General features: G+C 60.9%; 15 protein-coding genes and 1 rRNA gene. 3 read left to right on the top strand and 13 right to left on the bottom strand.

Features of this window, described 5'->3' with window-relative positions; genetic code table 11:
• Positions 1–35: 35 nt before the first annotated feature.
• Entirely contained in the window at positions 36–890 is an 855-nt protein-coding gene (rsmI, locus tag GLW01_RS07640; protein WP_151440815.1) for a 16S rRNA (cytidine(1402)-2'-O)-methyltransferase, read from the bottom strand.
• A gap of 80 nt (positions 891–970) precedes the next feature.
• Between rsmI and GLW01_RS07645 the strand changes: the two genes are divergently transcribed.
• The 3 genes from GLW01_RS07645 to GLW01_RS07655 are packed head-to-tail and all read left to right on the top strand — an operon-like array spanning position 971 to position 3,788.
• Positions 971–2,812: a penicillin-binding protein activator gene (locus tag GLW01_RS07645; RefSeq protein ID WP_160898677.1), complete on the top strand. Its 1,842-nt coding sequence runs from the start codon at positions 971–973 to the stop codon at positions 2,810–2,812.
• Positions 2,813–2,832: 20 nt separating this feature from the next.
• The gene (locus GLW01_RS07650) at positions 2,833–3,198 is read left to right on the top strand and encodes a YraN family protein (protein ID WP_151440813.1); all 366 of its coding nucleotides are present in this window, start codon (positions 2,833–2,835) and stop codon (positions 3,196–3,198) included.
• On the top strand, positions 3,195–3,788 hold the full coding sequence (locus GLW01_RS07655) for an SIS domain-containing protein (protein WP_151440812.1): 594 nt from the start codon (positions 3,195–3,197) through the stop codon (positions 3,786–3,788). Before GLW01_RS07650 ends, GLW01_RS07655 begins: the two co-directional genes overlap by 4 nt.
• A gap of 8 nt (positions 3,789–3,796) precedes the next feature.
• On the opposite strand, the gene GLW01_RS07660 is transcribed toward GLW01_RS07655, so the two are convergent.
• The 12 genes from GLW01_RS07660 to rrf form a co-directional block, all read right to left on the bottom strand.
• Complete coding sequence (locus GLW01_RS07660) at positions 3,797–4,219, bottom strand: ClpXP protease specificity-enhancing factor (protein WP_151440811.1); 423 nt, start codon at positions 4,217–4,219, stop codon at positions 3,797–3,799.
• Positions 4,220–4,250: 31 nt separating this feature from the next.
• Positions 4,251–4,880 carry a stringent starvation protein SspA gene (gene sspA, locus GLW01_RS07665; protein WP_151440810.1) on the bottom strand — a complete coding sequence of 210 codons (630 nt, stop codon included), beginning with the start codon at positions 4,878–4,880 and terminating at the stop codon, positions 4,251–4,253.
• A gap of 100 nt (positions 4,881–4,980) precedes the next feature.
• A complete protein-coding gene (locus GLW01_RS07670) occupies positions 4,981–5,736 on the bottom strand; it encodes a cytochrome c1 (protein WP_151440809.1) in 756 nt (251 codons plus the stop codon).
• Entirely contained in the window at positions 5,733–6,968 is a 1,236-nt protein-coding gene (locus GLW01_RS07675; protein WP_151440808.1) for a cytochrome b, read from the bottom strand. The genes GLW01_RS07670 and GLW01_RS07675 overlap by 4 nt, the downstream gene beginning before the upstream one ends.
• Positions 6,965–7,564 carry a ubiquinol-cytochrome c reductase iron-sulfur subunit gene (petA, locus tag GLW01_RS07680; RefSeq protein WP_151440807.1) on the bottom strand — a complete coding sequence of 200 codons (600 nt, stop codon included), beginning with the start codon at positions 7,562–7,564 and terminating at the stop codon, positions 6,965–6,967. The genes GLW01_RS07675 and petA overlap by 4 nt, the downstream gene beginning before the upstream one ends.
• A 209-nt stretch (positions 7,565–7,773) precedes the next feature.
• Positions 7,774–8,166 carry a 30S ribosomal protein S9 gene (gene rpsI, locus GLW01_RS07685; protein ID WP_151440806.1) on the bottom strand — a complete coding sequence of 131 codons (393 nt, stop codon included), beginning with the start codon at positions 8,164–8,166 and terminating at the stop codon, positions 7,774–7,776.
• 13 nt (positions 8,167–8,179) lie between these two features.
• Complete coding sequence (gene rplM, locus GLW01_RS07690) at positions 8,180–8,608, bottom strand: 50S ribosomal protein L13 (RefSeq protein ID WP_151440805.1); 429 nt, start codon at positions 8,606–8,608, stop codon at positions 8,180–8,182.
• A 130-nt stretch (positions 8,609–8,738) separates the two neighbouring features.
• Positions 8,739–9,587, bottom strand: coding sequence for a TatD family hydrolase (locus tag GLW01_RS07695; RefSeq protein WP_160898678.1), 849 nt, complete (start codon positions 9,585–9,587; stop codon positions 8,739–8,741).
• Entirely contained in the window at positions 9,556–11,136 is a 1,581-nt protein-coding gene (gene prfC, locus GLW01_RS07700; protein ID WP_151440803.1) for a peptide chain release factor 3, read from the bottom strand. Before prfC ends, GLW01_RS07695 begins: the two co-directional genes overlap by 32 nt.
• 59 nt (positions 11,137–11,195) lie before the next feature.
• The gene (rimI, locus tag GLW01_RS07705) at positions 11,196–11,687 is read right to left on the bottom strand and encodes a ribosomal protein S18-alanine N-acetyltransferase (RefSeq protein WP_160898679.1); all 492 of its coding nucleotides are present in this window, start codon (positions 11,685–11,687) and stop codon (positions 11,196–11,198) included.
• Positions 11,688–11,695: 8 nt separating this feature from the next.
• Complete coding sequence (locus GLW01_RS07710; RefSeq protein ID WP_160898680.1) at positions 11,696–12,433, bottom strand: hypothetical protein; 738 nt, start codon at positions 12,431–12,433, stop codon at positions 11,696–11,698.
• A 65-nt stretch (positions 12,434–12,498) separates the two neighbouring features.
• A 5S ribosomal RNA gene (gene rrf / locus GLW01_RS07715) occupies positions 12,499–12,593 on the bottom strand; the annotation flags it as partial.

Below are 12,593 nucleotides of genomic sequence, written 5' to 3' on the forward strand. Positions count from 1 at the left end.
AAAATTAACGGCTTCGGCCACATTTTACAAGGCCTTTATTCCCGGTTCTGCAGCGCCAGAGCCCGCTGATAGAGCCCACCACGCCCCTGACCTGTAATCCGTGCAGCCATGCGGGCGGCATCACTGACACTGAGACGGGTCAGCAGCTGCACCAGCAGATGGTCCACTTCCACATCCAGGCCAGCGGCTTCCGCCTCTGCTCCCGCAACCATAAGCACGAACTCGCCCTTGAGCGGAATCCTGCCATCCGCGACCTGGTCCGCGAGCTCCGCCAGCGTCCCCTGAACCGACTGCTCGTGGGCCTTGGTGAGCTCGCGCGCCACCACCGCGACACGGGAACCACCGAAAGCGCCGGCCATATCCGCCAGCGCTCCCGCTACCCGCCGGGGGGATTCATAGAACACCATGGTTCGGGTTTCCCGACCAAGGGCCTCAAGCGCGCGCCGGCGCGCCCCCGCTTTCGGGGGCAGAAAGCCCTCGAACACAAACCGGTCCGTAGGCAGACCCGCCACCGCCAGCGCCGCCGTTACGGCACTGGCGCCGGGAATCGTGACCAGAGGCAGTCCCTGCTCCCGCGCCGCCCTGACCAGAGCAAAGCCCGGATCGGAGATCAGCGGCGTGCCGGCATCTGAAACCAGTGCCAGCATCTCACCACTACGCAGCCACTCCAGAACCTGGGCGAGCTGGCGATCCTCGTTGTGTTCATGGAGCGGGGTCAGAGTCTTGTGCAGATCCAGATGCTCCAGAAGCCGCCGCGTCTGTCGGGTATCCTCGGCCAGAACCCGGTCGACGCCCGCCAGCACCCAGGCTGCCCGGGTGCTTATATCCCCCAGATTGCCAATGGGCGTTGCCACGACATAAAGGGTACCTTTCTGTAAAGTCTCGGCCATGCTCAGACTGCCATTACCTGTTAGAATCGCCGGATTCCAATGAAGCCGAATCACCTGCAACAACGCCAGCCGAGACGCCCATGACAATCCGTTTGCCGGTCCTGACTGTTTTCCTGCTGCTGTTCGTTGCCGGCTGTGCCGTGGAACCGGTCTCCACTCCTGAGCAGCAGCCCACCACCATTCAGGGCCTGCTCAGTGGCGCAGCGGACACCAATGATGCCAGCCTTCGCCGACAATATCAGCTCAAGGCAGCACAAATGCTGCAGACTGATGGGGAATACGCGACCGCACGCTCGCTTCTGGATGCAATGGATCCAGAACAGATCGAAGATGAACTCCGGGACCGTTACCTGTGGCTGAGCAGCCGTGATGCCGTCGAGCGTGGCGACACGGATGCAGCCAGCAGGCTGGCAGACCAGCTTGACCCGGAACTGCCCCTGCGGCTGCCCCCGGAACAGCGGGCCAGCGCCTTTGAATCGGTTGCCGGCGCCTATGAGCTTGCAGAACGACACCTGCCGAATGCCCGGACCCTGATCCTCTGGAGCGGCAGTGAGGCACGCCCCCCGGCGGCGCTCAATCAGCGCATCTGGGGGGCACTGCGGGAAGTTCCCCGAGCCGAACTGGAACCGGTGGCCGAGCGCAGCTCGGACTACCGGGAACGCGGCTGGCTGGAGCTTGCCCTGGCCCTCGCGGCCCATGACCAGCATGAGGTTGAAGCCCGTTCACAGGCTATCCAAAACTGGAAGAAGGTATGGCCCGACCACAGTGCTGCAGAGCCCTTCCCGGGAGAGCTCGCGCTCCTGCGCCAGCTTGATGAACTGCGCCCTGAGTCAGTAGCGCTGGCACTGCCACTGAGCGGCCCTCTTGGAGGCGCGGGCGAAGCCGTGCGTGAGGGGTTCCTCGCTGCCCACTACCAGGATCTCGCAGACCCTGACCGTACAACGCCCGCAATCAGCATCCATGATACCCACGCCAGGACCTTCAGCGGCATCTATGGGGACCTGCTCGAAACGGAGCCGGATCTTGTAGTGGGGCCGCTCAGCAAAGAGGCTGTCCAGGAGCTGACCTCCCTGCCCGCACTGACCGTTCCCGTACTTGCACTGAACTACCATCGGGATGCGCGCATCACCCCGGAGAACCTGTTCCAGTTCGGTCTCGGTAGCGAGGATGAGATGCGGGCAATCGCACAGCGCCTGAAACAGGACGGCCACAGCAACGTGCTTGCCTTCCTGCCCGAAGGTGACTGGGGTATACGGATGGAAAAGGCACTGCGCAGGGCAGCGGACAAGCAAGGTATCACCCTGCTGGAGACAGTCCAGTATGACGGAGACAATAACCTCAACCGCGTCGTGGCGGATGGCTTCAATATCAACCAGAGCCGCCGGCGCGCCAATGCCCTGATGCGACTGACCGGCACCACCATGCGCTTCGAGCCACGCCGCCGCCAGGATATTGACGCGATCGTGCTGTTGGCGTCTCCGGAGAACGCCCGCCAGATCAACCCGCTGTTCGCCTTCTATTACGGCGGCGATCTCCCGGTTTACGGCAGTTCCCTGCTGTATCGCGGTTCCCCGGATCCAGGCAGGGACAGCGATCTGGATGGTATCCGGTTCACCGATATCCCCTGGGTACTGGGTGAGGCACCACCGGAACGCGACGCCCTGCAGTCACTGTTTCCGGCCCTGGGAAACAACTACGACCGGCTTTTTGCCCTCGGCTTCGACAGCTACCGCCTGACCCATCAGATCCAGCTTCTGCGTGAGATCGAGGCCTACCGGTACCAGGGTGTTACCGGCATGATCCGCAACAGTGCCAATGGCAGCTTTCAACGCACCCCCGACTGGGCTGTGTTCCGCAAGGGGGAACCCAAATCTCTACCCGAGGCGGAAAAAGAGTCCAGCAGGCAGGCTGAATACAAGTAAGGGAAACTGGAGGGACGGGGATGGATACACGCAGCCAGGGACGGCAGGCGGAAACAGCGGCCGCGGACTATCTCGAATCCCAGGGGGTGCGCATCCTGGAGCGCAACTTCAACTGCCGCGCCGGCGAGATTGACCTGATCGGGCATGACGGGGAGTCACTTGTTTTCATAGAAGTCCGCGCCCGCCAGGAAGACGCCCTCGTGGATGGCGCCACCTCCGTGGATGAGCGCAAGCGCCGCAAACTGATCAGGGCGGCCCGATTCTATCTGCACCGTAACGGCCTGAACGATTGTTTCTGCCGGTTTGATATGCTTGCGGTCACCATCACCCGGAACCACCGCTATGAATTCGAATGGATTACCAATGCCTTTGATGCAACGCCATGAGTGACACAGAACAGCGCTTCAACCAGCACATTGCCAACCACATGGAATGCATCGGCGAGACAGCCGGCATCGTTGCTCCCGTCCTGGGCCAGGCCGCCAGTGCCATAGTGGAAACCCTGCTCAGTGAACGCCAGGTGCTGGTGTGCGGCAGCGGCAAGGCCAACGCCTTCGCCCAGTATTTCGCCAGTTCCATGCTCGCCTATCACGAGACGGAACGTCCGGCACTGCCGGTACTGAATCTGGGAGCGGACGCCACAACGCTGGCCGCCATTGGCCTCAACAACCGGATCCAGGAAGTGTTTTCACGCCAGATCCAGGCGCTCGGCCATGAGGGGGATTCACTGCTGCTCCTGACGGATGACGGCAACCGCTCAAGCCTGATCCAGGCTCTGCAGGCCGCCCACGATCGGGGCATCCGGGTCATCGCGGTAACCGGTCGTTCGGAGACGGACATTCATGCCCTGTTCCATGAAGACGATATCGATATAACACTTCCGGACGTGGGGGCCGCCTGCACCGCCGAACTGATGGTGGTGATCCTCAATACGCTCTGCACCGAGATCGAGGCGCACCTGTTCAGCGACGGCTGACTCTCCGACTACTTCACGACCTTGAGGTTCGGGCGCTTCGAACCGGTATCCCCGGCGCTGTCGCCCTCTTCCCCCTGGCTTCCAGAGTCCCCACTGGGACCGTCCGGCGGCTCGGGATCACCAGGCTCCTGGCCGAAGACCATACCCTGCCCGTTCTCCCTGGCATAGATGGCCATGACAGCGTAGACCGGCGCGTAAACGCTGACCGGCACACCGCCAAAACGGGCGGTGAAGGAAACGGCGTCATCACCCAGCATCAACTCCTTGACCGCAGAAGGGCTGATGTTGAGCACGATCTGACCGTTGGAGACGTAATCCGCCGGAACCTGAACGCCATTCATGCCAGCATCAACGACCAGATGCGGCGTCGCGTCATTATCCAGGACCCAGTCATTGAGCGCCCGGATCAGATAGGGTCGGCTCGATTTCATTACTCACTCCCGGTCTGCCTGATCCAATGAATCAGGTTCGCATGTCCTCTTCCGCGTCGGAAAGGCTGGCCCTGAAACCCCGACGCTCGAAAAGCCGTTCCATATACTGCTCCAGCGGCTTGATGCCCTTGGCCGGCAACTCAACCCCGAGTGCCGGCAGGCGCCACAGCAAGGGCCCGATGCAGCAATCCGCCATGGTGAACTCCTCACTGAGGAAAAATGGCATCTCCTGGAACAGCGGTGCCGATGCCACCAGACTTTCCCGCAACTCTTTCCGGGCCTGCTCGGCATCTTTGTCACTGCTGCCCGCCTCAATCCGGTCGACCAGGGAACACCAGTCGCGCCCCACACGCCACATCATCAGCCGGCTCTGGGCCCGCGCGACCGGATAGACCGGAAGCAGCGGCGGATGCGGGAACCGTTCGTCCAGATACTCCATCATAATATTGGGCTCATAGAGCACCAGATCCCGATCCACCAGCGTCGGCAGCGCATTATAGGGGTTCAGATCGGCAAGCTCCGAGGGCGGGTTGGAGGGGTCCACGTTGACCACATCAACGGTCACCCCTTTCTCCGCGAGAACAATTCTCACCCGGTGGCTGTAATGGCTCTGCGGGTCGGAAAAGAAGGTCATTGAGGACCGTTTGGTCACAGCAGCCATAGTGTTACCCCATGAGTTCGCCGATCGGAAAGAAGGGACTGAAAACGGATGGCCCGGTACGATGTACCGGGCACTGGAGGCGGGATTATACCGGATTCCGTCAGTGGATGTCTTTCCAGTATTCGCGGTTCAGCAGGTACGCGAAAATGAAGAAGACACCGATGAAGATCAGCACGTAAACGCCAATGCGTTTACGATCCATCAGGGCCGGTTCACCGAGATAGACGAGGAAATTCGTCAGGTCGTACATGGCCCGATCGAATTCCTTCGGCTCCATGCTGCCCTCAATCGCCCAGTCATCGCAGATGTCATCCCCAACCACCTCACCGGTGGAAGGATCAACCTCGGGTTCCTGACCGATATGCGGCGGCTCCGCACAGAGGCCGCCCTGATTGACCATCACATGGGGCATACCCACGTTGTCGAACACCGCGTTATTCACGCCATGAGGCCGACTTTCGTCCTTATAGAAGGCGCGCAGGTACGAGTAGAGCCAGTCCGGCCCATTCACCCGCGCGGTCAGCGTCAGGTCCGGCGGTGCCGTGCCGAACCAGGAAGCGGCCTGCTCCTCCGGCATGGCAATGTTCATCAGTTCCCCGAAGCGGGCATCCGTGAAAATAAGGTTCTGTTCATACAGTTCCTTCGGGATCCCGAGATCCTTCGCCACCCGCTTGTAGCGGGAATACTCTGCCGAATGGCAACCCATGCAGTAGTTAGTGAAGATCTGGGCACCACGCTGGAGCGAAGCCTGATCGCTCAGGTCCGGCTCCATACTGTCAAGGTGGCCCCCACCACCGGCCGCCGAAGCGACGACCGGCATGCACATAGCCAGTATTACAGTCAGAAGCTGTTTCATTTGGTAGTCACCCTCTCCGGAACCGGTTTCGTGGACTCCATCCGCGTGTAGAACGGCATCAGGATGAAGTACCCGAAGTAGATGGCTGTGCCGATCTGCGCAAGCATGGTCTTGATCGGCGTCGCCGGTTCAGCACCCAGGTAGCCGAGCATTACAAAGCTGACCGCAAACAGTGCCAGCGCACCCCGACTGAACCACCCCTTGTAGCGCATCGACCGCACCGGGCTCCGGTCAAGCCACGGAAGCACAAAGAGGATGGCAATGGCAGCGCCCATGACGACGACACCCCAGAACTGCGAGGACAGCCCCAGCAGATTGAAGGTGATCGCCCGCAGCATCGCGTAGAAAGGTGTGAAGTACCACACCGGTGCGATGTGATCCGGCGTCTGCAGCGGGTCCGCCTCCTGGAAGTTCGGCTTCTCAATGAAGTAGCCGCCCATTTCCGGGAAGTAGAAGACAACAATCGCAAACACAGCGAGGAACACCGCAATCGGCACCAGGTCATGCACTGTGTAGTAGGGATGGAACGGAATACCGTCTTTCGGCTTGCCGTCAGCATCCTTGTTCTTCTTGATGTCGATGCCATCAGGGTTGTTGGAACCAACCTCGTGCAGAGCAAGGATGTGCAGCACCACGAGCCCAAGGAGCACTATCGGCAGTGCCACCACGTGCAGCGCGAAGAAGCGGTTCAGGGTTGCTCCTGAAATCAGGTAATCACCCCGGATCCACAGTGCCAGGTCCTCACCGATGCCGGGAATGGCGCTGAACAGGTTGATGATCACCTGGGCGCCCCAGTAGGACATCTGCCCCCAGGGAAGCACGTAGCCCATGAAGGCTTCCGCCATGAGGATCAGATAGATCGCCATACCGAAAATCCAGATAAGCTCGCGCGGCTTCTGGTAGGAACCGTACATCAGGCCCCGGAACATGTGGAGGTAGACCACCAGGAAGAACATGGAGGCGCCGGTGGAGTGCATATAACGCAGCAGCCAGCCGTATTCCACGTCCCGCATGATGTACTCAACCGAGGCGAACGCGCCCTCGGCTGTGGGCGTGTACATCATGGTCAGCCAGATGCCTGTCAGCAGCTGATTGACGAGAACCAGCATCGACAGCACACCGAAGACATACCACACATTGAAGTTCTTGGGCGCGTAGTACTTGCTCATGTGACGCTCGAAAGCGTCCACAACCGGCAGCCGCTCGTCGACCCACTGAATCAGTTTATTCATGCTGCATCCTCCGGATCCAGGCCAATGGCGATGGTCTGACCGTCATCCTCATAGCGATACGGCGGAACCTCGAGGTTAGTCGGTGCAGGAACGCCCGTGAACACCCGACCCGCGAGATCAAACTTGGATCCGTGACAGGCGCAGAAGAATCCGCCGGGCCAGTCATCCCCCAGACCTTCAGCACCTTCCGTAGGCCGGAAGCTGGGCGAGCAGCCCAGATGGGTGCAGATACCGACCACAACCAGGAACTCTGGCTTGATCGAACGGGCATGGCCCTCAATATAGGAAGGCTGCTGGGGCTCTTTTGATTCCGGATCCTCCAGGCGATCTGAGATCCCTTCAAGATTTTCCAGCATTTCCGGTGTGCGCCTTACGACCCAGACCGGCTTCCCTCGCCACTCAACGGTTATCCGCTGACCGGAATCGATTTTTGAGATGTCCACCCTGCGTGGGGCCCCAGCTGCCTCAGCTTTGGCACTGGGCCACCAGGAACTGACAAACGGCACCGCGGCTCCAACAGCCCCGACGCCACCAACAACCGTCGTTGCGCCCACCAGAAAGCGCCGCCGACCGTGGTTCACGTCGCCATTGTTCATACTGGCCTTCTCCCATTAAGCATTCGCGTGCCGAGGCGGTCATTCGACACACTCGGTTGGCTCCTGATTCGGTCGCGATCAACCCGCATCAAAACGACCAAATGTTATTTAAATCAGTCACCGCTTACAAGCTTGCAACCTTCCAGTGCCCGACACAAAAAGGCCCGATCTGCAAATCGGGCCTTCCGGGGGCAGCCGCCGTAGACGGCTTAGCGCTTGGAGTACTGCGGCCGCTTGCGAGCCTTGCGGAGGCCGACCTTCTTACGCTCAACCGCGCGGTCATCACGCGTCACGTAGCCGGCACGGCGCAGCGCAGGGCGCAGCGTGTCGTCATAATCCATCAGCGCCCGTGTCAGGCCGTGACGGACTGCCCCGGCCTGACCGCTGGGACCACCACCGCTTACGGTGATCTTGATGTCGAATCGGTCCTCGGCGTCGGCAACAGCCAGAGGCTGCTTGACGATCATCCGGAGGGTATCACGACCGAAGAAGTGCTCCAGGGACTGCCCGTTCACTTCGATGTTGCCACTGCCGGGCTTGATAAAGACCCGTGCAGAAGACATCTTGCGACGACCGGTACCGTAGTTGTAAGTAGCTGACATAATCGCCTTCCGTTTAAATCTCGAGTTGCTGGGGCTGCTGTGCGGCGTGCGGATGCTCGTCGCCGGCATAGACCTTGAGCTTCCGGAACATGGCACGACCCAGCGGACCACGCGGCAGCATGCCCTTGACTGAGTACTCGATGACACGTTCTGGATGACGCTGGATCATCTCCTCGAAGTTCATCGAACGCAGCCCACCCGGATAGCCGGTGTGGCGATAATAGTGCTTCTGCGTACTCTTCCTGCCGGTCACGCGCACTTTATCCGCATTGATGACCACGATGTAGTCACCCGTGTCCACGTGGGGGGTAAATTCCGGTTTATGCTTGCCCCGAAGACGACGGGCAATTTCCGTTGAAAGACGCCCCAGCGTCTTGTCAGCCGCGTCCACCACGAACCAGTCGCGTGTAACGCTTTCCGGTTTTGCACTCTGAGTTTTCATGAATCCCGCCTTGAATCAAAAACCTATTACGTCACGTCCTGCGAGGGCCGCGACGTGTAATCACTACCAGGTATCGTACGGGTCCGCATCGGGGCTGGGCTGCGGATCCCGCCAAAAGCCAGGTGCGGCATTATACCGGAGCACCCGGCTTCTGCAAACCCTCGGTGTCCAGTCGTTGCATGAACAGGCGCCGGGTATTGTCGCGGATTGCCGCAACAATCTCCTCCTGGGGCTCTTCCCGGAGGCTGCAGAGGGTATCCAGTACCCATGACAGATTCAGCGGCGTGTTGCTGTCCCTGGGCACTCCGTGGGGAGGCAGGCCCGGCGCATCCGTTTCCAGCACCAACGACTCAAGAGGCAGCTGTGCCATGACACGCCGCGCCCTGCTGGCCCGTGGGTGCGTGATGATGCCACTGACGCCGATAAAGGCGCCCTGACGGACCAGCGCATCGGCCTGTTCCCTGGAGCCGCTGAAACCGTGCATCAGGAACGGAAGGGTGAACCCGAGCCGGCGCAGCAGTGCCAGCACCGTGTCGTGGGTTCCCACGCTGTGGATCAGCAACGGCCGATCATGGCGCCCGGCCAACCGGATCTGGGCCTCGAAAACCGACTGCTGCTGCGTCAGTGCCGGCCCCTGTTTCCGATCCAGCCCGCACTCTCCCACCGCCACGAGGTCGCTGTTGTCAGTAAGAAGCCGGTCCAGCTGTTCAAGACTGTCGCCCCTTGATCCATCCGCCCACCACGGGTGGAGGCCGGCGGCGGGAGCCAGAATGGAATAGGTGCGCGCCAGCTCCAGGATCTTCCGCCAGCCGTCAGGTACCGTACCCGGCACCACGATCCGGCGGATCCCGTTTGCCGCGCATTCGGCCAGCAGTTGCTCCCGCCGGTCATCAAACTGAGGGAAATCGATGTGACAGTGGGCATCGATCAGCCCCTGCGCGGATGCTTCACCGTTCCTTGGTCTTGTGGAAGGCCACATCCGGGTAACGCTCCTGCGCCAACTGGAGATTGACCATGGTGGGCGCGATGTAGGTCAGATTGTCACTCCCGTCCAGGGCCAGATTGTCCTGGTTCCTGCGTTCGAACTCCTCAAGCTTCTTGGGGTCCTCACAGGTAATCCACCGCGCCGTTGCCACGTTGATGGGCTCATAGACGGCATCGACCCCGTACTCGTTCTTAAGCCGCGCCACAACCACGTCAAACTGGAGCGTCCCAACGGCGCCCACGATCAGATCATTGTTGCGTACCGGCCGGAAGACCTGGACTGCACCCTCTTCAGACAGCTGGATCAGCCCCTTCTGGAGCTGTTTGGCCTTCATAGGGTCGCGCAGCTGGATACGGCGGAACAACTCCGGTGCAAAGTTGGGAATGCCCGTAAAACGATCTTTCTCGCCCTCGGTGAAGGTATCACCGAGCTGGATGGTGCCGTGGTTATGCAGCCCGATAATATCCCCGGCAACGGCCTCTTCGGCCCGCTCCCTGTCCCCGGCCATGAACGTCAGCGCGTCACTGATCCGCACGTCCTTCCCGATCCGCACATGATGGATCTTCATGCCCTGCTGATAGCGTCCGGAGACAATCCTGAGGAACGCGATCCGGTCCCGGTGCTTCGGATCCATGTTCGCCTGGATCTTGAACACAAAGCCGGAGAACTTCTCTTCGGTGGCTTCAACCGGGCGCTGCGTGAGCTCCCGGGTCTGGGGCGATGGCGCCCACTCGACCAGTCCGTCGAGCATGTGATCGACACCGAAGTTCCCCAGCGCCGTACCGAAGTAGACAGGCGTCAGCTGACCGCGGAGGAACGCATCCAGATCGAACTCATGGGAGGCCCCCTTGACCAGTTCGATCTCCCCGCGCAGTTCCTCCGCGTAGGTGCCAATCGCCTCATCCAGTTCCGGGTTGTCCAGCCCCTTGATCACATGGCTGTCCTGGATGCGATGTCCCTGGCCCGATTGATACAGGATAACCTCGTCCCGGAGCAGGTGATAGACGCCCTGGAACTGCTTGCCCATGCCAATGGGCCAGGTGATGGGTGCGCAGGCAATGTTGAGCACATCCTCGACTTCATCCATCAGCTCCACCGGATCCCGCACATCCCGATCCAGCTTGTTCATGAAGGTCAGGATGGGGGTATCCCGGAGACGCGTCACCTCCATGAGTTTGATGGTACGCTCCTCCACCCCCTTGGCCGCATCGATCACCATCAGACAGGAGTCCACTGCGGTGAGCGTGCGATAGGTATCCTCGGAAAAGTCCGCGTGACCTGGGGTGTCCAGCAGGTTTACCAGGCTGTCCTGATACGGGAACTGCATGACCGAGGTGGTCACGGAGATCCCGCGCTGTTTCTCCATCTCCATCCAGTCGGATTTGGCATGCTGCCCGGATTTCTTGCCCTTGACGGTCCCCGCGCTCTGCAGCGCATTGCCGAACAGCAGGACCTTCTCAGTGATGGTGGTCTTACCTGCGTCCGGGTGGGAAATGATCGCGAAGGTGCGGCGTTTACGGACTTCTTCGGTGAAATCGCTCATGGCGTCGGGTCTGCTCTCTCTCTGGTACGCTCCGGCGAAAGGACGGCGATTGTAGCAGGTCAGCCGTTGCCGGCACGAACCGGCGAAAGCCCCAGTGACATAATGCGCGCGGCCTCGGTTCCGTCGGCTGTGCGATAGTAGCCAGGGCGGCTTCCCTGGTCTTCAAAGCCTTCACTGGCATAGAGGCGGTAGGCCGCCCGATTGGACTCACGTACCTCCAGGGTCAGCGTTGCCATACCCGCACCCTGCATGGAGGCAAGCCAATAGCGCAGCAGGTACCGCCCTATTCCCTGCTGCTGGAACTGCCCGTGGACGCAGAGATTCATCAGATGGCCTTCATCGAGCATGCGCCAGTCCACAATGAATCCTACGAGGGCATCGCCATACCAGGCGCCAAGGAACCGGTATTCGGCGCCCATACAGGTCAGGTACTGCCCCTGGCTCCAGGGATGGCGGGAGGCGGTCTGCTCCAGAGCCATCATCCCGGGAAGGTCGAACTCATCCAGTGTGGTTATGGACAGCTGGCTCTGCTCCAGACGGAGACTACGCATTCCGGGGGTCACTCGCTCCGATCCCGCCCCACCAGGGGCTTCATACGCTCCCAGAGTGCCCGCTTGGCAGCCGGTTCCGCCAGAAGCTCACCCAGTGTCTGTTCCGAAGACACCACCACGGCATGCCCCTTTGATGACAGCGCTGAGGCCATTGCTGTACGCACCTCTTCGCCCAGGATGATCCACTGGCGTGAGGCCGAGCCACCCACAAGGCGCTCCAGAACATACTCAAAGGTGCCGCCATCACTACCGGGGAGCTCAGGATTATCAAACGGCGGCCAGCGGAAAAAGATGGCCTCTTCCCGCACGGCCTCATCAAGGGCCCGCAGGATATTGAGGCCCAGCCTGCTCCCGGTTTCATACGGAAACTCTCCGGCGGCGGAAGCGGCCAGGCTGAAGCGCTCCCCATGCCAGATCATGGCCGCGAACGCCTGCTGAGCCGCAACGGAAGTAGAACTGGCGTCGGTTTCAGGCGCCTCCTCAAAAGCGGGCTCCGCCGTTTCGGTGTCGTCACTGGACCCCAGAGCTTGCCGGACCGCATCCAGAGAGACACCCTGCCCCTCAGGGGCTGACTGGGGCGGCAGGCGGGTGACGCCCTTCGAAACCACCGGTTCGTCAGCCTGGACCGCCATCACAGGCTCAGCCGGAGATTCCGGCGATGGTGCCGCCCCCGGCAGGGGCCAGCGGGCGCACCAGGGCTCGATCCCCAGGGCAGTCAGGTAATAGCGGCGCAGACGTTCATCCATGGCCTCATTATCACACACAAAAAAAAGCCCCGCACGGCGATGCCGGCGGGGCTTTGGGTATAGGAGCCTGACGATGACCTACTCTCACATGGGATCTCCCACACTACCATCGGCGCTGGGCGGTTTCACTTCTGAGTTCGGCATGGGATCAGGTGGTTCC

It is taken from the genome of Vreelandella halophila (assembly GCF_009856365.1).
GTDB lineage: Bacteria > Pseudomonadota > Gammaproteobacteria > Pseudomonadales > Oleiphilaceae > Halospina > Halospina utahensis_B.

Coding starts and splice junctions, on each gene's coding strand:
- rsmI (WP_151440815.1), bottom strand. CDS start 890: ATGGCCGAGACTTTACAGAAAGGTACCCTTTATGTCGTGGCAACGCCC.
- GLW01_RS07645 (WP_160898677.1), top strand. CDS start 971: ATGACAATCCGTTTGCCGGTCCTGACTGTTTTCCTGCTGCTGTTCGTT.
- GLW01_RS07650 (WP_151440813.1), top strand. CDS start 2,833: ATGGATACACGCAGCCAGGGACGGCAGGCGGAAACAGCGGCCGCGGAC.
- GLW01_RS07655 (WP_151440812.1), top strand. CDS start 3,195: ATGAGTGACACAGAACAGCGCTTCAACCAGCACATTGCCAACCACATG.
- GLW01_RS07660 (WP_151440811.1), bottom strand. CDS start 4,219: ATGAAATCGAGCCGACCCTATCTGATCCGGGCGCTCAATGACTGGGTC.
- sspA (WP_151440810.1), bottom strand. CDS start 4,880: ATGGCTGCTGTGACCAAACGGTCCTCAATGACCTTCTTTTCCGACCCG.
- GLW01_RS07670 (WP_151440809.1), bottom strand. CDS start 5,736: ATGAAACAGCTTCTGACTGTAATACTGGCTATGTGCATGCCGGTCGTC.
- GLW01_RS07675 (WP_151440808.1), bottom strand. CDS start 6,968: ATGAATAAACTGATTCAGTGGGTCGACGAGCGGCTGCCGGTTGTGGAC.
- petA (WP_151440807.1), bottom strand. CDS start 7,564: ATGAACAATGGCGACGTGAACCACGGTCGGCGGCGCTTTCTGGTGGGC.
- rpsI (WP_151440806.1), bottom strand. CDS start 8,166: ATGTCAGCTACTTACAACTACGGTACCGGTCGTCGCAAGATGTCTTCT.
- rplM (WP_151440805.1), bottom strand. CDS start 8,608: ATGAAAACTCAGAGTGCAAAACCGGAAAGCGTTACACGCGACTGGTTC.
- GLW01_RS07695 (WP_160898678.1), bottom strand. CDS start 9,587: ATGTGGCCTTCCACAAGACCAAGGAACGGTGAAGCATCCGCGCAGGGG.
- prfC (WP_151440803.1), bottom strand. CDS start 11,136: ATGAGCGATTTCACCGAAGAAGTCCGTAAACGCCGCACCTTCGCGATC.
- rimI (WP_160898679.1), bottom strand. CDS start 11,687: ATGCGTAGTCTCCGTCTGGAGCAGAGCCAGCTGTCCATAACCACACTG.
- GLW01_RS07710 (WP_160898680.1), bottom strand. CDS start 12,433: ATGGATGAACGTCTGCGCCGCTATTACCTGACTGCCCTGGGGATCGAG.